Below are 21,102 nucleotides of genomic sequence, written 5' to 3' on the forward strand. Positions count from 1 at the left end.
TTATGCAGTTCAAAAATATTTTAGTCGTCTGTATTGGAAATATCTGCCGTAGCCCTATGGCAGAGTATTTTTTAAAACAGCAATACCCTCAGTTAAATATTGAGTCTGCCGGTATTTCAGGGCTTATCGGTCATCAAGCTGATGAAAAAGCTCGACTTTGTATGCAACGATTAGGTATTGATATGCAACCGCATATTGCTAGAAAGTTAAGTGCTGAACATATTAAAAAAGCTGACCTTATTTTGGTCATGAGTCAAAACCAGCAAAAACATATTGAACAGACTTGGCCCTTTGCAAAAGGTAAAACCTACCGCTTGGGCCATTGGCAGAATCGAAATGTGCCCGACCCATATCGACATGATCAAGCTGTTTTTGATGAAACCTGTCAACTTATTCAACAGTGCATTGCTGACTGGAAACCTTATATTTAACGCCAAGATTTTAAGCTTATGAACCAAAATACTAATACCGAAGATACCATTGATTTAAAGGAATTATTTTTTTCACTGATTGCACAGTGGAAACTAATCGCACTCTGCATTATTTTAAGCCTTGTATGCGCACTACTTTATTTACGGGTAACGCCAGATACCTACTCGGTTGATGCTTTGGTTCAAGTTGAAGATAGCAAAGGTGCTTCTGCTGCGCTTTTAGGTGATTTATCACAAATGATTGAGCAAAAGTCACCAGCGCAAGCTGAAATTGAAATTCTAAAATCCCGTCTAGTTTTAGGCTCGGTTATTAAAGAATTACATCTAGATATTCATGTTTCTAGCACTGAAAACACACTTACTCACCGTTTATTAAGTGATACTGAATATAAAACTGAATACACTAAAAACTCAGTATTATTTAAAGATGGCACCAAAAATTTTGATATACGAAGATTTGAAGTACCTGCATATTATTTAGATAAACAACTTGTACTAAGCTTTGATCAAAAATCTTTTAAATTAATAGATCCTGAGACGGATGAAATTGTACTCACAGCTCCAATCAATCAGAATAATCAAATCACAGGAGCTTATGGCGTATGGAAGGTCGCGATCTTTACTAAAGATCAATTAGATTCAAAATATAATATTAAGAAACTCTCTATTCCAGCAGCTGTAGATAATATAAGTTCAAATTATTCAGTAGCCGAACGCGGTAAATTAACAGGTATTCTTGGTTTAAATTATCAAGGACATGACAAAGAACATATTACTCAAGTCTTAAATGCGATCTTAGTAACATATGGTGCCCAAAATGTTGAACGTCGTTCGGCTGAATCTGCTCAGACTTTAAAATTCTTGGATGAACAGCTTCCAGATTTGAAAAAACAATTAGATGATGCTGAACGTCAATTCAACAAATTCCGCCAGCAATACAATACTGTTGATGTTACTAAAGAGTCAGAACTATATTTAACACAAAGTATCACTTTAGAAACGAAGAAAGCTGAGCTTGAACAAAAGCAGGCAGAAATGGCGGCAAAATATACGGCTGAGCATCCTGCAATGCGTGAAATTAATGGCCAAATTACTGCTATTAATAAACAAATTGGTGAACTAAACAGTACTTTGAAGCAACTACCAGATGTACAACGCCAATACTTACAGCTGTATCGTGAAGTAGAAGTAAAAACTCAGCTCTACACAGCCCTGCTCAACTCTTACCAACAGCTCCGTATTGCCAAAGCCGGTGAAATTGGGAATGTTCGTATTGTAGATACTGCTGTTGAGCCAGTTGAGCCAATTAAACCTAAAAAGTTACAAGTCCTTATTTTATCTTTATTCTTAGGCGGTTTTATAGGAACATTAATTGCCTTATTACGTAATATGTTACGTACGGGTATTAAAGATTCTGGTCAAATTGAAAATGAGTTGGATTTACCAGTCTATGCAACTGTTCCTCGCTCTCCAATTCAAGAAAGTCGTATCAAGATTTTAAAGAAGAAGAAGAGTATTCCTATTCTTGCGGTTAAAAATAGTGATGATATTGCAATTGAAAGCTTACGTAGTATCCGTACCGCAATTCACTTTGCTTTAGCGAGTGCGAAAAACAATATCATTATGATTGCTGGCCCTTCTCCAGAAGTGGGTAAATCGTTTATTTCAACGAATCTTGCCACTATTTTCGCTCAAGGTGATAAACGCGTACTACTCATTGATGCCGATATGCGCCGTGGTTATATGCATAAATACTTCGACGTTGATGTGAAACCAGGTCTTTCTGAATTATTAAGTGGACAAGCTGATCTACAAAAAGTATTACACAAAACCCAAGTTGCTAACCTTGATGTGATTACTCGTGGTAAAAGCCCAACAAATCCTTCTGAGATCTTAAGTTCTAATCAATTTAAAGAGTTACTTGAACAGCTACAAAGTCAATATGATCATATCATTATCGATACTCCACCAGTACTTGCAGTAACCGATGGTATTATTATTTCACAATATACTGGTGTGAACTTAATTGTTGCGCGTTATGCTAAGTCGCAAATGAAAGAACTTGAATTAACACTTAATCGCTTTGAACAAGCAGGTGTTAAAGTCAATGGCTTTATTCTCAATGACATTCAACGTGCTAGTGCGGGCTACGGTTATGGCTATAACTACGCTTACGCATATAAAGCACAAAAAGAAGATTAACCAAAAAGTGATAAGAGAACCGGATCAAATGATCCGGTTTTTTATTTAAGATTTTTTAAGTTTATTCCAACTAAAACTAACTAAAATATATAAAAAACCACTCGTTTTTTTTCTTAAACATTCTATGCTTAAGCATGCTAAGATCAAAAGCAGCCTTTTTAGACTCAAATGATTATTTTTGGAACCTTTTATGAGTAAAGCCTTACCCATTGCTGTCGCTGTAGTTTTAGGCGGTGCTGCACTTGTACCAGTTTATTATGCAAGCCAACATCCGACCACAGAAGTCGGAAGCAAAGCAAATAAAAATGCCTCTCCAATTGAAAAAATCAGTTATGTTCTTGGGTACGAAGTTGCTCAGCAAACTCCACCTGAACTAGACACAAAATCATTTGTGAAAGGGATTCATGATGCTCGTAATAAGCAACCAAGTGCTTATACTCAAGAAGAGTTAAAAGCTGCTGTTGCTGCTTATGAAAAAGAATTGCAGCAAAAAATGCAACAACAAGATAAACCACAGCAAGCCGCTGGTGCAGCGTCTGAATCTGCAGATGTTCAATTCCTTGCAGAAAATAAAACAAAAGCTAGTGTAAAAACTACAGCATCTGGCTTGCAATATATCATCACTAAAGAAGGCACAGGTAAACAACCAACTGCGCAATCTATGGTGAAAGTACATTACGAAGGTCGTTTAATTAACGGTCAAGTTTTCGATAGTTCTTATAAGCGCGGTGAGCCAGTTGAGTTTCCACTCAATCAGGTTATTCCAGGTTGGACTGAAGGGCTTCAGCTCATGAAAGAAGGCGGCAAAGCGACGTTCTTTATTCCATCTAATCTTGCTTATGGTCCTCAGGAACTTCCTGGCATTCCAGCAAACAGTACACTGATTTTTGATGTAGAACTCATTTCAGTGAAATAAAAACATTCAGGAGAGTAAAACAGTACTCTCCTTTTTTTTGGAAAACGGCATGAAAAAAATTGGTTTAATTATTGCAACATCCACGATGAGTTTATCTGTTTTTGCTGCTGCACCTATTACAAATAAAAGCCCAGCAAAAGAACAATTTAGCTATAGCTATGGCTATTTAATGGGCCGTAATAATACTGATGCTCTAACAGATCTAAATCTTGATATTTTTTATCAGGGTTTACAAGAAGGTGCTCAGAACAAAACCGCACGCTTAACTGACGAAGAAATGGCGAAAGCGATTAATGATTATAAAAAAACTTTAGAAGCTAAGCAGCTTGTTGAATTTCAAAAAGTAGGACAACAAAATGCTCAAGCAGGTGCTGCATTTCTTGCTGATAATGCAAAAAAATTGGGCGTAATCACGACTAAATCAGGTCTCCAATACCAAGTATTAAAAGAAGGTACAGGTAAAAAACCGAAAGCTGTATCACGTGTTAAAGTAAATTATGAAGGCCGTTTACTCGACGGAACTGTGTTTGACAGCTCAATCGCACGTAATCATCCAGTTGAGTTTCAGCTCAGCCAAGTGATTGCAGGATGGACTGAAGGTCTGCAAACCATGAAAGAAGGCGGTAAAACCCGTTTCTTTATCCCTGCAAATCTCGCTTACGGTGAAGTCGGTGCAGGTGACACGATTGGTCCGAATAGCACTTTAATTTTCGATATTGAATTGCTACAAGTTTTGCCAAAATAAATGTATTAATATAAAAAAAGCGATCATTTAAGATCGCTTTTTTTATTTTTAGTGTTTTAAATCTTTAGGTCGAAAACCCGTAAGGATTAAACCGATCAGGTAAGCAATTATCCCAACTACACATAGCCCTACGACTTCGGCAACACGTAACCACTGTGAAAGCTCTCCGTTATACCAATTGAGCCCAAACCAAAGTGCTGCAATCATAACAAGGTTTGCTAAACCATATTGAAGTCCCAATTTCTTCCAATGTGAACCAAATCGGAAAATATTACGCTTATGCAAATAGAAGTAGAGTAAACCGGCATTTACTAATGCTGAACCTGAAGATGCTAATGCAAGTGCCATATGTTCTGCATGCCAATCAATAAGCTTAAAGAAGCCAATAAATACAACGTTTAAAATCGCATTAGCTGCAACTGACATTAAACCTACACGCACTGGTGTTTTCGTATCTTGCTGAGCATAGAAACCTGGTGCAAATACTTTAATGAGCATGAAAGAAATTACACCTGCACTCATACATTGCAATGCTAGAGCTGTCATTTGTGTATCACGTAAATCAAACTCACCGCGCTGGAATAATGCTTGAATAATCGGTGTTGAAAGCATAAATAAAGCAATACTTGCCGGCAATCCTACCAATACAATGACTTTTGCAGCCCAATCGATCATACTGCGGAACTTTGCTTGATCCTGCTCTGCATGACGGGCAGAAAGCGAAGGTAAAATTACTGTGCCAATTGCAACACCGATTAAACCTAGAGGTAACTCAGTCATACGTTCGGCACTATAGAGCCAAGATACAGAACCATCTTGCATAAAGGATGCCCAAATCGTATTTAACAGCAGGTTAATCTGAGTCACAGATACGCCAAATAATGCAGGGAGCATTAGTTTTAAAATACGCTCTACACCCTCGTGTTTAAAATCAACCTTAGGGGGAATTAGCAGATTCTTACGCCACAATTCAGGAATTTGTATCGCTAACTGTAATACCCCAGCTGCAACAACTGACCAGCCCAAAGCTTTGATTGGCTCAGCCATATACGGCGTAAGCCACCACGCTCCTGCAATCATTGCCACATTTAATAAAACTGGTGAAAAAGCAGGCGAAGCAAACGAGCCATAACTATTTAAGATGCTGCTGGCAAAAGCCGTGAGCGACATAAACATTAAATAGGGAATGGTCAAACGGAACATGCTGACAGCTAAATCGAACTTTTCCGGATCGCTGTGGAAGCCCGGAGCGTACATATAGATAATTGCAGGTGCTAAAACCATAGCCACAAAAGTCAGTAAGGTCATGACTGTTAGCAAGCAACCAAATACTCGACTAATTAAAATCTGTACTTCAGCGTGTGCTCGACCTGTTTTATATTCAGTTAATACTGGAATAAAGGCCTGAGAAAAGGCGCCTTCGGCAAACAATCGTCGAAAGAAGTTGGGAATACGAAAAGCGACGACGAAGGTATCGAAATCTTTACCTGCACCAAACACGTTGAGCAATACGACGTCACGCACGAGCCCTAACACTCGTGACAACATCGTCATTGCACTGACAATAAAAGTCGATCGCCACAATGCCATCGCACTCACCTACAGCTATATTCGAAAGACGCTATTGTAATGAAACTAGAAAATCTTTTCGTTGTGAAATGATGAACAAACTCAAGTTTTTTTCTGAGCTAACAATTGTCTAAAGTGCTGCCACTTAAAATAAGGGCCTGGATCGGTTTTTCGGCCAGGAGCAACATCTGAATGCCCAGCAATATGGTTTTTAATTTCAGGATAAGCTTGGCGAATAGCGGTAACAACGTCAGTTAATACTTCATATTGTACATCTTCAAAAGGTAAATCATTACTTCCTTCAAGCTCAATACCAATTGAATAATCATTGCATTCAACTTTGGCTAAATAACTTGAACGCCCTGCATGCCATGCTCTCTCGTTAAAGTTAACGAACTGTAGGACTTCACCTGTACGTAAAATTAACAGATGTGTAGAAACCTGCATGCCCTCAATAGTCTGAAAATAAGGATGAACTGACCAATCTAACTTGTTTTGAAAAAACTGCTCAATATAGCCACCTCCAAATTGAGACGGTGGCAAACTAATATTATGAACCACAATCATTTGAATTTCGGTGCCAGTCGGACGCTGGTTAAAATTTGGAGAAGGGATTTGTCTCGCCCCTTTTAATTGTCCATCTATAACTTCATACGGTGTGATTTGCTTCATTGAGACGCCAATAAATTGCTTGCCAATTGTTTTAGTTTAAAACAGTTATGTACTTTTCAAAGTAGTAAATGCGATTGTTTATCGCGATTAATCTCATAAAACAGCTTATTTTTCAGGTCGACGATGCTAATATATCGCAAGTTTTAGGGTCATCGACAAAATGGAAACCGTATGAGCATACCTCAGTCTTTGCTTGAACAATCAATTCAAATCAATATTCAACAAGCATTACAAGAAGATATTGGGGACGGTGACATTACCGCCATGCTCACACCTGAAGATGAACAGGCCACTGCAACCATTATTAGCCGCGAAGATATGGTTTTAGCTGGACAACCGTGGGTAAATGCGCTCATCTCAGCTTATGACAACACTGTACAGGTGATTTGGTTAAAACAAGAAGGTGAGCGTGTTACTGCAAACGAAGCATTTTTAAAGCTCGCAGGTTCTGCACGTAGCTTACTTACTGTAGAGCGCCCTGCTTTAAACTTTATTCAAACTTTATCGGCTGTTGCAACCAAAACTGCTGAATATGTTCAGCATCTTGAAGGTTTAAGTACAAAACTTCTCGATACACGTAAAACCCTACCAGGCTTACGTATTGCTCAAAAATATGCGGTTGCTATTGGCGGCGGACAAAACCATCGTCTTGGTTTATTTGATGCGTTCTTAATTAAAGAAAACCATATTATGGCGGCGGGCGGTATTGCCCAAGCAATTGCAAAAGCACATCAAATCGCGCCGGGCAAACCTGTTGAAGTAGAAGTTGAAACTTGGGATGAACTAAACCAAGCGCTTGAAGCTGGTGCGGACATTGTCATGCTCGACAATTTTAGCCAACAGCAAATGATTGATGCAGTTAAACATGTAGCAGGTCGCTGTAAACTCGAAGCCTCTGGCAATATCACTATTGAAAACTTGCGTGAAGTTGCCACAACTGGCGTTGACTATATTTCTATGGGCGTCCTAACTAAAGACGTTAGAGCTGTTGATTTATCTATGCGTTTTAATGCTTAGATAAAATCTGTGTCATTATTGGTATTTTTTTGCGACTTGGTCATGTCTGCCGCTTGTGTTTTCTGCCATGCTGACTGAGTCGCTTGTGCCCCACCATCACGTGGGTCGGCAGCCATTAAAACAAATGTAACGACTGCTAATAATACAATAAAACCTTGTAGCATAAATTTTCCCCCATTACTTTTAAAATCAGGGTTTCAAGATAAAAGATAAATATGACGAGGCTTAGGAGATTCTGTTACAAAAGGTAAGCCTTTATTTTTATTATTCATCTATACGACAGCATCTTCCCACATAGTATTTTATATAAACACCTTATTCCTCTTATTTACTATCGTGACAGGTGACATGGATGTCACCGTTTCTCTGTGTTACATGGAAGTAACATCAGAGAAACAGAGGTTTTTGTCACTTTTGACCTTTCAAAAGTGAGGAAGCCTATACAACCTCTATTTGAATTTCATGGGATATGAGGCTGTGCTTTTTTATCAAAGTCATCTAAATCGACTTTAAATAACAATCCCAATTCAGGCTATATAACTTAAGACTCTAAATAACCCATATATGGATCAGAAATTGAATCTTCTTGAGTTTCAATACGACCTGCAAAACGACGACTAAACGTAGCGTCATCAGCTAAAGTCACAGTAAAGTCATACCAGCCACCAAATTCAGACATATCCCAAACTAGTTCTTTTTCAGAACTATTCGTTTCAATCGTCCATGTCTTGTTAGGAAGATAAGCATTTGCTTTGACGTTGAGCTTGACTGATTTATTACCATCGTGGCGAACTTTTAAATACAAATTCGCATCACATTCTTCTACACATACTCTAATTTCCGGTAATGCTTGAGTCTGGTTAGCTTGACTCAAATTACCTTTAAACGCACGGTGGAAACCATTTGGTCCAAGTACCCATAAATCGTACTGTCCATTTGTAGCATTCCATACATCATCGAGCTGTTTACCCGCCTCAACCATATAACGGCGTGGAGTTGCTATTAGATCTAATCGGTTATAAACATGGAAAACGGCTGCCTGTTTACCCGTATTAGAGAACATGAGCTTTACCGTTTTTTTAGTCGCATCAACTTTGGCACTGGTGTGCAAAATATATGGCAAAGCCCGTGATGGTCTAATCCCCATTTCCTGCTGAGGAAATTGCTGTTGGCTTGGAACAGAAACTTGCGGCAATAATTCTTGAGCAATACGAATTGCATCGGCTTCAGCTTTTGTTTTTTTCCCGTCTAGTTCAGCGACAGGTAGAAGATTCGGTGTTTTAAAGTCAAAAGCTGTGGTTAAATCACCACATACAGCACGGCGGTATGGACTAATGTTAGGCTCTTGCACACCAAAGCGCTTTTCTAAGAACTGTAAAATAGAGGTATGGTCAAAGACTTGAGAGTTTACCCATCCTCCACGGCTCCACGGTGAAATCACATACATTGGAACGCGTACGCCTGGTCCATACACTCGACCATCTGGCGTAGGTTGAGATTTTGAAGCCGCTACTGCAGGATGATCAAAATATTCATAAGCTAGTTGCTGATCACTTAAAGTCGTTTTTCCATATACGACACCTTTAATATCTTTAGACGGTGCACTTGGTGAGGGAATATGGTCAAAGAAACCGTCATTTTCATCGAAGTTTACCAATAAAACAGTTTGGCTCCACAGCTCAGGATTTTCAGTTAATGCATTTAATACTTCCTGAATATACCAAGCACCTTGTACAGGACTAGATGGCCCTGGATGTTCACTGTAAGTTGCAGGAGCAACTAACCAACTCACCTGCGGTAATTTACCTTGTGCGATATCAGCTTTAAAAGTTCCTAAAAACCCCCCGTCCGGCATGGTATTGGCAATACCTTTGTAAAGTGGTTGAGTCGCATCAATCTTTTCATCATATGCTGGGCACGTTAGCGCATCGTTACTGACAGGCTGACCAGATTGCTCGTTTGCACGGCGATATTGCTTGAAACCAGCTAAAGGGTTATCGGTAAAGTTATCTGGCATGTTTTGATAAACTTTCCATGTCACCCCAGCCTGCTGTAAGCGCTCAGGATAAGTCGTCCATTCATAACCTTTTGTTGATGGCCCAATCCCATCAAATTCATTTACTACACTAGCCACACCTGCACCTGTAGGGCCATTGGTTCCCGTCCAGATAAATTTACGATTCGGGTTAGTTCCCGCATGCATAGCACAATGGTAGGCATCACAAATCGTAAAAGCATTCGCTAAGGCAAACTGATATTCCACTTCCTGTTTTTTGTAGTAACCCATTGACTGGGGTTGTTTGTGTTCTACCCAATCACTCATTCGACCATTGTCCCAAGCTCCTTGACCATCTGACCATGAATGATTTGTACCAGTAACACGCTGAGCATTGCCTAAACGACTATCTAAGTGGTATGGCAATACTTTCTTTTTATTCGCATCATATTGTTCCCAAACCTTTCGGCCTTCTGTCATAGGAATGGTAAAACGGTCACCAAAACCACGTACACCTTTTAATGTTCCGAAATAATTATCGAAAGAACGGTTTTCCTGAGTCAAAATGACGATGTGTTTAACATCTTGAATTGTTCCACTTTCAACTTTGGCGTCAATTGCTAACGCTTTTTGAATACTCAGCGGGAAACTCGCTAGAGCAGCTGTCCCAAACATTGTTTTTGTAGAGTTTAAAAGAAATTCGCGACGATTCATTAGTTCTATCCTGAGTTCTTATTATGGTGCACAGTGCATTTTGCAATTACTGGTGGGCGGTGTTGTTGGCGATGAATTATCTGAGTCGTTATCATCGTTACAAGCACTGAGCATAAGCGCTAAAGATGTAATGAATAAAAGTGAAAGTTTTCGCATTGGTTTTTTCCAAACGGTTTAAATGCGAACTACTAATAAAGCGTAAAAGTGACAGGCAAGTGATGTTTTTATGTCGATTTGATGAAGGCATAAAAAAACGCATCCAAAGATGCGTTTTTTAGAAAGTGTAAAATTACCAGCCTAAAGCTTCTTGTTGCTTTTTAATGAGCTCGGCAATCCCTTTTTCAGCCATTTCTAACATGGCATTACTTTGAGCGCGGGTAAACGGTTTGTCTTCGGCAGTACCTTGAATTTCAATAAACTCGCCAGCTTGTGTCATTACTACATTTAAGTCAGTTTGACAGTTCGAGTCTTCTTCATAGCAAAGGTCAAGCAACACTTCGTCTTGATACATGCCTACAGAAATTGCAGCAACCAACCCTTTAAGCGGATCATGCTTAATTTTCTTTTGAGACAATAAAACATTCATCGCATCAACTAATGCTACAGCAGCACCAGTGATTGAAGCAGTACGCGTACCACCATCAGCCTGAATCACGTCACAGTCGATGGTAATCGTGTTTTCACCAAGCTTTTTCAAATCAACCATCGCACGTAAGCTACGGCCAATCAAACGTTGGATTTCTTGAGTACGACCAGTTTGTTTGCCACGAGCCGCTTCACGGTCACAACGTGAGTGTGTTGAACGCGGTAACATGCCATATTCTGCTGTTACCCAGCCTTGGCCTTGGCCTTTTAAAAAGCGTGGCACTGAGTTATCAATGCTTGCAGTACAAAGGACTTTGGTGTGACCAAATTCGACCAGCACAGAACCTTCAGCATAACGGGTGTAGTTTCGTGTAATTTTCACTTCACGTAATTGGTCTAATGCACGTTGGTCAATACGCATAATCCTTCCTAACTTCTCTTAAATACAAACTTGGGCATAGTATAGCAAAGGATTTTGACAGGTTGAGTTTATTCCCTACTTTCAAATGTAAGTCTGCAATTTTTATAATTCAAAAATAAAAATAGCCCCTAAAAAGGAGCTATTTTGAAATAATTTAGATTATGCAAACTTGAATTTTGCTTTTAACTTTTCCAATGTCTGCATCACTTTTCCAGTGGTATGGTTTGGCAGTGAACATTTCGCTAAACGTACCCATACACTCCAGAACTGGCGCATAAAGTTCGCCTCGTTGTAGTTAATGCCATATTCTGCGCAAAGTGCTTTAATTTTCGGGGCTACTTCTTTATAGCGGTTAGCTGGCATATCTGGAAATAAATGGTGTTCAATTTGATGGCTTAAGTTACCACTCATAAAATGCAGCCATTCTGTACCACTAAAATTACTTGAACCACGAATCTGGCGTAAATACCACTCTGCCTTAGTTTCGGTATCAGTATTATCTGGTTCAAACGTTTCTGCATCTTCAGTAAAGTGACCATTAAAGATCACCGCAGATGACCACAAATTCCGAATAATATTCGCAACTACATTTCCTGCAAAAACTGGTAAAAACATAGGACCAGAGATGACAGGGAAAAACACATAGTCTTTTAAAACTTGGCGTGTGGCTTTTTTACGTACTTTAGCCGAATCTTTCCAAACCTGTTTCCAACTCTTGGTTTTATAAACTAAAGCATCTTCAAGATGTAAGTTTTGCACGCCTACATACCATTCAAAGAAAAACATTAATTGTAGACCGAGTGGAATATTAAACAGGTGGCGAGGTTCCCACTTCTGTTGATCACTTACTCGCAAAATGCCATAACCGACATCATGGTCTTTACCGACAATATTGGTATAGGTGTGGTGCACATAGTTATGTGTTTCACGCCAGTCATCACCCGATGCAATAGTATCCCAATCGTAAGTATTACCGTTCAGGCTTGGTTCATTTAACCAGTCAAACTGCCCGTGCATGACGTTATGACCAAGTTCCATGTTTTCTACAATTTTAGAAATACCTAATAAGCCTGTGCCTAGTAGCCAAACAGGCGGAATCCAACCACCAAACATCAACATGCCACGTGATGCGATTTCTGTATAGCGAACAAAATTACGTACTTTGTAGATATATTTTGCATCTTGCTCACCAAGACTTTGCATAACGTCTTGACGAATCTGCTCAACACGGCGACCAAACTCTTCAGTCTGTTCAGGTGTTAAATGAGCAGATTTAGAAACAGTAGAAAATTCTAATGCCATATTCATAGGGTTAATCCTCTTTAATTCTTTTTATAGATCAATCGTGACTGGGCTTAATGCCTGGCTCACGCATAGTTTAATTGGACGGTTCGGTTGATCTTCAATTTCACCAGTTAACAGGTTTTGAGTAACTCCGCTCACTTTGGTACAGCTGCATTTATTGCAGACCCCCATACGGCACCCATGTTGTGGACGTAAACCGGCTTGCTCTGCACTGCTCAGTAAATTTGTTTCAGCTAAAAACTCGTGTTGAGCACGGCGGAAAATAACAGGCTGTGCTGCATGTGTACCAGTCACTTGAAGTGGCTGAAAATACTCTTGATGAAGCTGCGACTGAGCACCTTTTTGCGCATAAATTTCATTCGCCTGCTGCATCATACCGTGATGACCACAAACATAAGTTGCTGTCTGCTCGAAATCTGGAACCAGCTTTTGCAGTAAACTTTCAGTTAAATGCTGCTTTTGCTCGGTGGTATTAAAAAAATGATATTGAAGCTGTGGGTGCTGTTCTGCCAAAGCTTTTAATTCGGCATGAAAAATTTCCGCACGATTAAAATAAATGACATGAATTTGTTCAAGTTGCTGTTTTAAAGCTTGCTGCAAGAGTGAATAAATTGCAGTTATACCGCTTCCTGACGCAATCAAAATCGCAGGATGCTGACCTTGGTGCAAAATAAAATCACCTTGTGGCTGTGAAATCTCAACACACTCGCCCACATGTAATAGTTGAGCTGCACGAGACACCAAACCTTGTACTTTAATACCTAAAGCAATTTCACCTTGCGTTGTCACTTCAATAATCGAGTAACTACGTTGTTGGTAAACGCCATCGATAAGTAAAGTCAGCAGGATACTTTGACCCGCTCGAACTTGATCGAAATTAAAATTACGATTTGGTTTAAGTCTAATGAACACCATATCGGTATGCAGTGGCTGAACTGCAGTAACTTCTGCAAGTACCCTTTTCCACGCCCAAGTCACGTTAATTTTCTGCAAGACAAAATCAACGAAATCTTCTCGAACCCAATGTGGCTGATAACTAAGTGTTGCGTTCATACGTTCCTCTTTTGTATCTGGCTATTTATTTGAGTGAACACATGTTCGTATAGTGAACATATGTACACTATATTTATAACTGTTCACTCAGTCAACACTTGTTCACTATTTTTTTTATGAAAGTTTGCTCTTTTTTGTTAGACTTTGGCTCACGGTTTAAATAGGTTCTTTTAATGTCGATACGGGATGAACGAAAACAGCAAAGTCGTCAGGCACTTCTCGATGCAGCCTTGCATCTAAGCACGTCTGGGCGTTCGTTCAGTAGTATCAGTTTGCGTGAAGTTGCACGTGAAGTAGGTTTAGTACCGACAGCGTTCTACCGCCATTTTCAGGACATGGATGAGCTCGGCAAGGAATTGGTCGATCAAGTTGCCTTACATTTAAAAAGCGTCTTACATCAACTTGGACAAAGTTATTTACAACATAAATCTGCTAAAACCCAGACCAGTATTGAGCTATTTGTGCAGGCAGTAAATCATAGCCCTAAGCAATGGCAATTTATGATTGCTGAACGTTGGGGTGGCTCAGAAACAGTTCGTGCAGCCATTGCCCGAGAAATCGAATTTTTGATTGAAGATCTCACAACTGATCTTACTAAACTCGAAAATTTTAAACATATTCAAAATCCTCAAGACTTAAATGTCTTATCTACCATTTTGACTAATATGTCATTTACATGGGCAATGACGTGGCTCAACCTATCGAAACAATATCAAGATGAACAGCTCAAGCTGCAACAAACTGCCTTTATTGAAAATGCCTCTACACAAGTTCGTTTACTGTTTAGAGGGATTGCAAACTGGGAACGATAGAAGCGGCAAATGACAAAAAACAGGTTATGTGGTAATACGTAAAGAGAGAAAGAAAAAGGCTAAAAATTTCGAGAAAAGTCTTTTTCTTTTTTACAGGAAGTAAACTATTAGTTAGGCCAAACTGGTGTGGGAATACCTATGAATCTTGATCGTCATACACAGTTTTTGATGCGTAAAGAAAAAATTCTGAGCGTGGCAGAAAAGTTGTTATTAGAAAACAATCAGGAAATTACTCTAGATGAGTTAGTGGCCGAGCTAGATATTGCTAAAGGCACCCTTTATAAGCATTTTAGAAGTAAAAATGAGCTTCTACTTGAGCTCATTATTCAAAATGAAAAGCAAATTTTAGAAATTTCTAAAAAATATAATACAGATTTCAAAGAGTATGCTCCTCATTACATGCTTCACCATTTGCTTGCACCAGGGAAAACGATTCTATTGCATCAACTTGAAGAAAATCTGACGATGACAGAGTCTAAGTTGAAGCATCTTTTCGAAGAGCTTTATGAAATTCGCCAACAGCGTATTTTGGCAATTAAAGATATTACAGAAAATTATTTAAAATCATTGAATTATGATATGTCGATTCGTGACTATTTGTCTTATATCTGGTCACTGACTTATGGTGCATCACTGCTTTTAAATTCTACTTATTACCAGCGTTCGATTGGTTCTCGCCAAAAATTAATTAATTTATATATTAATCAGGCATTATCACTGCCGACTCAAACAGCTAATTTCGATGTTTTAAATTTTCAGATTGAAGATGAAAATCAGCAAAATTAATTGAAATATTTCGTGATAATTAACGATAAATTAAGTATAAAAATGGGCTTCATATGAAGCCCATTTTTGAAGTAAAGCCTAAACAACTTATTTTGCTTTACGTTCTTTCTCAATTAAATAATTAAGAACTTGAGTGACTTTACCATCTTCACCCTGCACAACATATTTACCATTCACGACAACTGCAGGTACGCCTGTTAATTGGTACTGTTGAGCAAGTTTATTTGACTCGGCAACTTTCGCAGTTACTGCAAACGAGTTGTAAGTACTATTAAATTTCTGCTCAGGTACGCCATAACGAGTAAAGAATTTCGCAGCAGAAGCCTGATCAAAAATTTGTTGACCGTTCACCTGAATCGCATGGAATAGTGGTAAATGCGTGCGTTTACGTACACCTAATGCCTCAGATGTATAATACGTACGCGCCCCTTGTTCCCACATTTTATTCATTGCAGCTGGTGTACGTACAAAACGTACATCTTTAGGAATCTGTTTTAACCACGTTTGCATATGCGGTTCAAGTTTAAAACAGTGTGGGCATCCATACCAAAAGAACTCTCGAACCTCGATTTTCCCCGGAACTTCCACTTTGCCTGGATTGGCAATCACGGTGTAGTCTTTACCAGCAACAAAATCTGCTGCCATTGCACCACCCGATACGGCCATAATTGCTGCACTCAAACCACCCAAAACCAATTTTTTCATTGCTACAGCTTTTCCTCTAAGTTGTTATGCATTAGCTTATGCCCTAAATATAAAACAAATATGCTAAATTCGTTTTGCTTCTGTGAAGTTTTTTATTGGGTTTATCGCTTTTTTCCCAATAATCGCTACACTAACGGCGAACTACATCCAAAAAGATAACTCAAGTTTAGAGGTAGCACCATGTCGCAATTGAATGTTGATTTACAAGAAATCGCAAAGTTTGAAGCACTTGCTGCCAAATGGTGGGATCAACATTCTGAATTTCGCCCACTTCACCAGATCAATCCACTACGTCTTAACTGGATTGATGAACGTGCAGGCGGTCTCGCTGGTAAAAAAGTACTTGATGTTGGCTGTGGGGGCGGTATCTTGGCCGAAAGCATGGCACGTCGTGGTGCAGATGTATTAGGCATCGATATGGGTGAAGCACCTCTAGCTGTTGGCCGTTTACATGCTCAGCAAGAAAATGTTCAAAATATTGAATATCGTCAAATTCCTGTAGAGGAATTAGCACAAGAACAGGCTGGTCAATATGACGTGGTGACTTGTATGGAAATGATGGAACACGTTCCAGATCCGGCATCTATTGTAAAAGCTTGTCAGGCTCTGGTTAAACCGGGCGGCCATGTGTTCTTCTCGACCATTAACCGTAACCCAAAATCTTATTTATTTGCCATTATCGGTGCAGAGTACGTACTACGCATGTTGCCAAAAGGTACGCATGATTATCATAAATTTATTCGACCATCTGAAATGGCACATGATATTCGTAATGCAGGTCTTACGTTAAAAGAAATGACTGGACTACATTACAACCCACTGACCAAGCATTACTGGTTAGCGCCAAATGTTGACGTTAACTATATGGTTCATACGATTAATACAGGTGCATGATGAAAGCTGTTTTATTTGATTTAGACGGTACGCTTATCGATACAGCTGCGGATTTCATTCGTATTATTCAGCAAATGTGCCGTGATGCAAGACGCCCTGTTGTAGAAGCCGATCTTATTCGCACTCAGGTGTCTGAAGGTGCACGTGCGATGGTGAAATTGGTCTATCCAGAGCTGGATGTGGCCAATCCAATTTTCTTGGCACATCGTCAAAACTTTTTAGATCTGTACGGCAATAACATTGTGGTTGATACAGATCTGTTTGAAGGCATGTATCCACTCTTAGAAGAGTTAGAAGCTGCACAAATCCCCTGGGGTATTGTGACCAACAAACCACGCGGATTAAGTGAATCTCTTTTAGAAAAGTTAAATCTAACAGAACGCTGTGCGGTTCTGGTATGCCCTGAAGATGTCAGTAAAACCAAACCAGATCCTGAACCAATGTATTTGGCTGCTAAACAGTTAAATATCCCAGCAGATGAAATTATTTATGTGGGTGACCACCCTCGTGATATTGATGCTGGTCGCAATGCCGATATGTACACTATTTTAGCTGCGTACGGTTATTTGCCTATTGAGCACCGTGATGATCTCGCTGCATGGCAGGCTGATTCGATTGTAAATACAGTGACAGAATTACACGATATGTTACGTCAAAAGCTTCCTGCTCTACAGGAAAATCAGCGTATGATAAGTTAACATCAGAGTTTTATAGACTTTTTTAACGGCTATTTGTTTTATCAATATAAAAAGAAGGAGGTTTACCAATGAAATATTCAGAATACCAACCTCGTCCGGATCTACTCAAAGATCGAATTATTTTAATTACCGGTGCTGGTGATGGAATTGGGCGAGCTGCGGCTCTAAGTTATGCCCTACATGGTGCAACCGTTGTCCTACATGGTAGAACCTTAAATAAACTTGAAGTTATTTATGATGAAATTGAGAGTCTCGGTGCACCACAACCCGCGATTTTACCGCTACAACTTTCAAGTGCCTCTGACCGTGATTATGATTTTTTAGTCGATACGCTCGAAAAGCAGTTTGGACGTCTAGACGGTATTTTGCATAATGCGGGTATTTTAGGTGAACGTGTAGAGCTAGAACATTACCCAACAGAAGTATGGGATGACGTGATGGCAGTTAACTTACGTGCTCCTTTTGCCCTCACTCAAGCTCTATTACCACTTTTGCAAAAGTCAGAAAACGCCTCTGTTGTATTTACCAGCTCAGGTGTAGGCCGTGAAGCACGAGCTTTATGGGGCGCATATTCTGTCTCCAAAATTGCAATTGAAGCAGTGAGTAAAATTTTTGCAGCGGAAAATACTTATCCAAATATCCGCTTTAATTGCATTAACCCAGGCGCAACACGTACTGCAATGCGTGCGAAAGCCTACCCACAAGAAGATCCGAAGACACTACCTACACCTGAGTCAATCTTGCCTGCTTACCTCTATTTAATGGGTGAAGACAGCTTGGCACTCAATGGTCAAAGTATTGATGCGCAGGATTAAAAGTTAAAGATGAAAAAGCTAAATTAAATTACGGCCAATCATCAAATCTGGCTTGCCTATACCTGAAAAGATATACAAGCCTTTTTTATTATTGATAAAAACCCTTGATCTATCCGTAATTTTAATTGAACCATTAAATGATCTTCACAGTTTCTCTGCATTTTGCGCGTAGAGTATTCAACATGAGAGACATCAGATGTAAACGAGGATGCATCATGAAAAAGTTGTTCACCATCTTAGCCCTTTGCATAACCGTACTAACCACAAGTATGGCGAGCTTTGCTGATCCTCCTTTTGACCGAGGCCATGGTCCGAAAGGTCCTAAAGGTGGAGGGCCACGCGGTGAGTGGAATGATCGTGGGCCAGGATTTGGACGTGATCATGATGAAGATCGTATCCGTGACGAACGCCGTATGCGTGAAGAACGTGGCTTTGAACGCTTAAAACAACATCGCTGGCAGCCTGGCTATGTCATGCCACAGCACTATCGTGGTAATGGCTATAAAGTCGACTATAAAGACAGTAACTTGCCAAAACCAGGCCGTAATCAGCAATGGTATAAAATCAACAATGACTATATTTTAGTCGACACAGATTCTAATAGCATTGTGAGTATTCGTGGTTTTTAAGGCGATAGACCCTCGCTATCGCTGAATAAAAAGGATAAAGCCTCTGGGTTTTATCCTTTTTTATTTTTTATATTCTTAAATGATGAATTTTCTTAATTTCCTCTTATTTCATAGGGAGTTTTCACATTTATTCTTCTTGGCCTCCACGATTTATCTGCAATTGTTCACTAATCTTTAATTATTGAAATTCAGCTCATCATTCGAGGTTTACAATGAAAAAATTAACAACAGCGATTGTTCTTTCTCTTAGTGGTTTAGTTGCAACAACAGCCATGGCAGCACCAAACGATCATAATCATCATGGCAATTACCAAAACCATGAAGTAAAAACAGTTAAAGTGATTAAAAAAGATGATCATCGCAATGCGTGGCGAGTAGGCCAGGTTATACCGCATGAGTATCGACATTCACGTTACGTGATCGACTATCGTCAACATCAAAAATTGACTAAACCAGGTCGTTACCAAAAATGGTATAAAGTGAATGGAAATTATGTACTGGTGAATGAACAAAGTCATAAAATCATTAGAGTGGTTTACTAATTTAAAACTTTTTAAGCACCCAAATTTCAATTTGGGTGTTTTTTTATCTAAAACATGCGGCTTTAATCTTTTTTGTTTAGAATCATCTTTATATCTTTTTGCTGTTGATTCGAGATCGGTATGTCAAGTAAGCCTGTAAGTAAGTCACATAATAACACCCAGCATTATGTACACTGGTTTCGACACTCAGCGCCCTACATTAATGCTCACCGCGATAAAACATTTGTGTTGATGTTTGGTGGTGAAGCAGTCCGTCATCCTAATTTTGAACATATCATTCACGACATTGCTTTATTGCACTCTCTTGGTATTCGCTTAATTCTCGTGTACGGCGCACGTCCACAAATTAATCAAAACCTTAAAGAAAAAGGAATCGAAACTCCTTTTTATGACAACAGCCGTATTACCACACGCGAATCTTTAAGCTGTGTCATGAGCGCTGTAGGTTCTATCCGCCTAGAAATCGAAGCATTGCTTTCTATGGGCTTAGCAAACTCGCCCATGTACGGCGCTCGCATAGATGTGGTGTCAGGTAATTTTGTGACTGCTAAACCTTATGGCATTCGTGATGGCATGGATTTCCAGCTTACAGGTGAAGTTCGTTCTATTGATACAGATGCGATTGATCGACACCTCGATAATCATAATATTGTACTGCTAGGGCCAACAGGTTACTCCACTACAGGTGAGGTGTTTAACTTGCGAGCAGAAGAAGTTGCGACCAAAACTGCAACTTATTTAAAAGCAGATAAACTCATTTTTCTAGGTGAGCAACAAGGATTGCTGAATGAAGATGAGCAAATATTACGTGAATTAAGCCCACATCAACTGGACTACTATATTCAACAATACCAAACCATTAGCCCAACACTCACCTTGCATTTGCAACAGGCAAAAAAAGCATCTTTATCAGGCGTACACCGCGTTCATCTTATTTCTTATGCCTATGATGGCGCCCTTCTCGAAGAGTTATTTACTCGAGATGGTATCGGTACCATGATTACCGATGCGCATTATGAAGAAGTTCGCATGGCCAACATTCAAGATGTGGGCGGTTTAATGAATTTATTACGTCCATTAGAAGAAGAAGGTATCTTAGTTTATCGTTCGCGTGAACGTTTAGAGCAAGAGATTAGCCAGTTCGCTGTTATTGAGCGCGATGGTACGATTCTAGCGTGTGCTGCACTTTATCCAATTCCAACCGAATTTAATGAAACACGTTCAGCAGAAATTGCCTGCGTCGCAGTACACCCAAGTTATCGTAAATCGAACCGTGGTAGCCAGATTTTGCAATTCCTTGAAGAAAAGGCAAAAGAACAAGGTATTCGTCAATTATTTGTTTTAACCACCCGTACCGCCCACTGGTTCTTAGAGCACGGTTTCCATCAGGTGAGTGTTGATGACTTACCAAATGCTCGTCAGGCACTCTATAACTATCAAAGAAATTCTTTAGTCTTTAAGAAACTGCTTCCTTAGCCTTTGCTAATTTTAAGATATTCTTATTTCAGATAAGCTTAGTTCAAAAAGTACAACCGTAAACACGATTAATTTATGGTTGTACTTTTTTTTAAATCTAAATTTTTTAAGGTTTTAAT

The 21,102-nt window shown here is 39.4% G+C and carries 22 protein-coding genes; 13 read left to right on the forward strand and 9 right to left on the reverse strand.

The annotated features are described in order from the left end of the window. Positions 1–2: 2 nt before the first annotated feature. From KIP84_RS18305 to KIP84_RS18320, 4 genes are all read left to right on the forward strand, one after another. Positions 3–431, forward strand: a complete 429-nt coding sequence (locus KIP84_RS18305) for a low molecular weight protein-tyrosine-phosphatase (RefSeq protein WP_068562898.1) — start codon at positions 3–5, stop codon at positions 429–431. An 18-nt stretch (positions 432–449) separates the two neighbouring features. Further along, positions 450–2,633 (forward strand): polysaccharide biosynthesis tyrosine autokinase, encoded by a 2,184-nt coding sequence (locus KIP84_RS18310; RefSeq protein ID WP_213689058.1) that lies wholly within the window; start codon positions 450–452, stop codon positions 2,631–2,633. Positions 2,634–2,823: 190 nt separating this feature from the next. Beyond that, positions 2,824–3,549, forward strand: coding sequence for an FKBP-type peptidyl-prolyl cis-trans isomerase (locus KIP84_RS18315; protein ID WP_068562896.1), 726 nt, complete (start codon positions 2,824–2,826; stop codon positions 3,547–3,549). A gap of 49 nt (positions 3,550–3,598) precedes the next feature. Then, a complete protein-coding gene (locus KIP84_RS18320; RefSeq protein ID WP_057067858.1) occupies positions 3,599–4,294 on the forward strand; it encodes an FKBP-type peptidyl-prolyl cis-trans isomerase in 696 nt (231 codons plus the stop codon). A gap of 48 nt (positions 4,295–4,342) precedes the next feature. On the opposite strand, the gene murJ is transcribed toward KIP84_RS18320, so the two are convergent. Together murJ and ampD are read right to left on the reverse strand one after the other, a co-directional pair. Beyond that, on the reverse strand, positions 4,343–5,893 hold the full coding sequence (murJ, locus tag KIP84_RS18325) for a murein biosynthesis integral membrane protein MurJ (protein WP_213689059.1): 1,551 nt from the start codon (positions 5,891–5,893) through the stop codon (positions 4,343–4,345). A 72-nt stretch (positions 5,894–5,965) separates the two neighbouring features. After that, positions 5,966–6,535 (reverse strand): 1,6-anhydro-N-acetylmuramyl-L-alanine amidase AmpD, encoded by a 570-nt coding sequence (ampD, locus tag KIP84_RS18330; protein ID WP_213689060.1) that lies wholly within the window; start codon positions 6,533–6,535, stop codon positions 5,966–5,968. Between the two features lie 171 nt (positions 6,536–6,706). Between ampD and nadC the strand changes: the two genes are divergently transcribed. Continuing rightward, complete coding sequence (gene nadC / locus KIP84_RS18335; protein ID WP_213689061.1) at positions 6,707–7,552, forward strand: carboxylating nicotinate-nucleotide diphosphorylase; 846 nt, start codon at positions 6,707–6,709, stop codon at positions 7,550–7,552. Here the strand turns inward: nadC and KIP84_RS18340 are convergent. From KIP84_RS18340 to KIP84_RS18360, 6 genes are all read right to left on the reverse strand, one after another. After that, positions 7,549–7,716 (reverse strand): hypothetical protein, encoded by a 168-nt coding sequence (locus KIP84_RS18340; RefSeq protein ID WP_081309989.1) that lies wholly within the window; start codon positions 7,714–7,716, stop codon positions 7,549–7,551. The genes nadC and KIP84_RS18340 overlap by 4 nt on opposite strands. A gap of 377 nt (positions 7,717–8,093) precedes the next feature. Further along, positions 8,094–10,262 carry a phospholipase C, phosphocholine-specific gene (locus KIP84_RS18345; protein ID WP_213689062.1) on the reverse strand — a complete coding sequence of 723 codons (2,169 nt, stop codon included), beginning with the start codon at positions 10,260–10,262 and terminating at the stop codon, positions 8,094–8,096. Between the two features lie 21 nt (positions 10,263–10,283). Continuing rightward, complete coding sequence (locus KIP84_RS18945; protein ID WP_262442144.1) at positions 10,284–10,418, reverse strand: hypothetical protein; 135 nt, start codon at positions 10,416–10,418, stop codon at positions 10,284–10,286. Between the two features lie 133 nt (positions 10,419–10,551). After that, entirely contained in the window at positions 10,552–11,268 is a 717-nt protein-coding gene (rph, locus tag KIP84_RS18350; protein WP_002120794.1) for a ribonuclease PH, read from the reverse strand. Positions 11,269–11,427: 159 nt separating this feature from the next. Then, entirely contained in the window at positions 11,428–12,570 is a 1,143-nt protein-coding gene (locus KIP84_RS18355) for an acyl-CoA desaturase (protein ID WP_078221350.1), read from the reverse strand. Between the two features lie 30 nt (positions 12,571–12,600). After that, positions 12,601–13,626, reverse strand: a complete 1,026-nt coding sequence (locus tag KIP84_RS18360; RefSeq protein WP_213689063.1) for a ferredoxin reductase — start codon at positions 13,624–13,626, stop codon at positions 12,601–12,603. A 173-nt stretch (positions 13,627–13,799) separates the two neighbouring features. Here KIP84_RS18360 and KIP84_RS18365 point away from each other — a divergent pair, with 173 nt between their 5' ends. Further along, complete coding sequence (locus KIP84_RS18365) at positions 13,800–14,438, forward strand: TetR family transcriptional regulator (RefSeq protein ID WP_068611912.1); 639 nt, start codon at positions 13,800–13,802, stop codon at positions 14,436–14,438. A 138-nt stretch (positions 14,439–14,576) separates the two neighbouring features. Next, a complete protein-coding gene (locus KIP84_RS18370; RefSeq protein WP_002120773.1) occupies positions 14,577–15,224 on the forward strand; it encodes a TetR/AcrR family transcriptional regulator in 648 nt (215 codons plus the stop codon). 87 nt (positions 15,225–15,311) lie between these two features. Here the strand turns inward: KIP84_RS18370 and KIP84_RS18375 are convergent, their stop codons facing one another. After that, positions 15,312–15,929, reverse strand: coding sequence for a thiol:disulfide interchange protein DsbA/DsbL (locus KIP84_RS18375; RefSeq protein ID WP_005804825.1), 618 nt, complete (start codon positions 15,927–15,929; stop codon positions 15,312–15,314). A 180-nt stretch (positions 15,930–16,109) separates the two neighbouring features. Here KIP84_RS18375 and ubiG point away from each other — a divergent pair, with 180 nt between their 5' ends. From ubiG to argA, 6 genes are all read left to right on the forward strand, one after another. After that, positions 16,110–16,823: a bifunctional 2-polyprenyl-6-hydroxyphenol methylase/3-demethylubiquinol 3-O-methyltransferase UbiG gene (gene ubiG, locus KIP84_RS18380; RefSeq protein WP_005804826.1), complete on the forward strand. Its 714-nt coding sequence runs from the start codon at positions 16,110–16,112 to the stop codon at positions 16,821–16,823. Then, a complete protein-coding gene (locus tag KIP84_RS18385) occupies positions 16,820–17,521 on the forward strand; it encodes an HAD-IA family hydrolase (RefSeq protein ID WP_213689064.1) in 702 nt (233 codons plus the stop codon). Before ubiG ends, KIP84_RS18385 begins: the two co-directional genes overlap by 4 nt. A gap of 68 nt (positions 17,522–17,589) precedes the next feature. Then, positions 17,590–18,336 carry a YciK family oxidoreductase gene (locus KIP84_RS18390; protein WP_213689065.1) on the forward strand — a complete coding sequence of 249 codons (747 nt, stop codon included), beginning with the start codon at positions 17,590–17,592 and terminating at the stop codon, positions 18,334–18,336. 215 nt (positions 18,337–18,551) lie between these two features. Beyond that, positions 18,552–18,965, forward strand: a complete 414-nt coding sequence (locus KIP84_RS18395) for an RcnB family protein (protein ID WP_009387402.1) — start codon at positions 18,552–18,554, stop codon at positions 18,963–18,965. A 212-nt stretch (positions 18,966–19,177) separates the two neighbouring features. Continuing rightward, positions 19,178–19,507 (forward strand): RcnB family protein, encoded by a 330-nt coding sequence (locus KIP84_RS18400; protein ID WP_016802670.1) that lies wholly within the window; start codon positions 19,178–19,180, stop codon positions 19,505–19,507. Positions 19,508–19,627: 120 nt separating this feature from the next. Beyond that, the gene (argA, locus tag KIP84_RS18405; protein WP_016802669.1) at positions 19,628–20,983 is read left to right on the forward strand and encodes an amino-acid N-acetyltransferase; all 1,356 of its coding nucleotides are present in this window, start codon (positions 19,628–19,630) and stop codon (positions 20,981–20,983) included. Positions 20,984–21,102: the final 119 nt, after the last annotated feature.

This window comes from Acinetobacter sp. BHS4, assembly GCF_018454425.1.
Lineage (GTDB): Bacteria > Pseudomonadota > Gammaproteobacteria > Pseudomonadales > Moraxellaceae > Acinetobacter > Acinetobacter pittii.

Coding starts and splice junctions, on each gene's coding strand:
- ubiG (WP_005804826.1), top strand. CDS start 16,110: ATGTCGCAATTGAATGTTGATTTACAAGAAATCGCAAAGTTTGAAGCA.
- KIP84_RS18305 (WP_068562898.1), top strand. CDS start 3: ATGCAGTTCAAAAATATTTTAGTCGTCTGTATTGGAAATATCTGCCGT.
- KIP84_RS18375 (WP_005804825.1), bottom strand. CDS start 15,929: ATGAAAAAATTGGTTTTGGGTGGTTTGAGTGCAGCAATTATGGCCGTA.
- KIP84_RS18355 (WP_078221350.1), bottom strand. CDS start 12,570: ATGGCATTAGAATTTTCTACTGTTTCTAAATCTGCTCATTTAACACCT.
- KIP84_RS18345 (WP_213689062.1), bottom strand. CDS start 10,262: ATGAATCGTCGCGAATTTCTTTTAAACTCTACAAAAACAATGTTTGGG.
- nadC (WP_213689061.1), top strand. CDS start 6,707: ATGAGCATACCTCAGTCTTTGCTTGAACAATCAATTCAAATCAATATT.
- KIP84_RS18365 (WP_068611912.1), top strand. CDS start 13,800: ATGTCGATACGGGATGAACGAAAACAGCAAAGTCGTCAGGCACTTCTC.
- KIP84_RS18390 (WP_213689065.1), top strand. CDS start 17,590: ATGAAATATTCAGAATACCAACCTCGTCCGGATCTACTCAAAGATCGA.
- KIP84_RS18385 (WP_213689064.1), top strand. CDS start 16,820: ATGATGAAAGCTGTTTTATTTGATTTAGACGGTACGCTTATCGATACA.
- argA (WP_016802669.1), top strand. CDS start 19,628: ATGTCAAGTAAGCCTGTAAGTAAGTCACATAATAACACCCAGCATTAT.
- rph (WP_002120794.1), bottom strand. CDS start 11,268: ATGCGTATTGACCAACGTGCATTAGACCAATTACGTGAAGTGAAAATT.
- KIP84_RS18360 (WP_213689063.1), bottom strand. CDS start 13,626: ATGAACGCAACACTTAGTTATCAGCCACATTGGGTTCGAGAAGATTTC.
- KIP84_RS18945 (WP_262442144.1), bottom strand. CDS start 10,418: ATGCGAAAACTTTCACTTTTATTCATTACATCTTTAGCGCTTATGCTC.
- KIP84_RS18315 (WP_068562896.1), top strand. CDS start 2,824: ATGAGTAAAGCCTTACCCATTGCTGTCGCTGTAGTTTTAGGCGGTGCT.
- ampD (WP_213689060.1), bottom strand. CDS start 6,535: ATGAAGCAAATCACACCGTATGAAGTTATAGATGGACAATTAAAAGGG.
- KIP84_RS18310 (WP_213689058.1), top strand. CDS start 450: ATGAACCAAAATACTAATACCGAAGATACCATTGATTTAAAGGAATTA.
- KIP84_RS18370 (WP_002120773.1), top strand. CDS start 14,577: ATGAATCTTGATCGTCATACACAGTTTTTGATGCGTAAAGAAAAAATT.
- KIP84_RS18400 (WP_016802670.1), top strand. CDS start 19,178: ATGAAAAAATTAACAACAGCGATTGTTCTTTCTCTTAGTGGTTTAGTT.
- KIP84_RS18320 (WP_057067858.1), top strand. CDS start 3,599: ATGAAAAAAATTGGTTTAATTATTGCAACATCCACGATGAGTTTATCT.
- KIP84_RS18340 (WP_081309989.1), bottom strand. CDS start 7,716: ATGCTACAAGGTTTTATTGTATTATTAGCAGTCGTTACATTTGTTTTA.
- KIP84_RS18395 (WP_009387402.1), top strand. CDS start 18,552: ATGAAAAAGTTGTTCACCATCTTAGCCCTTTGCATAACCGTACTAACC.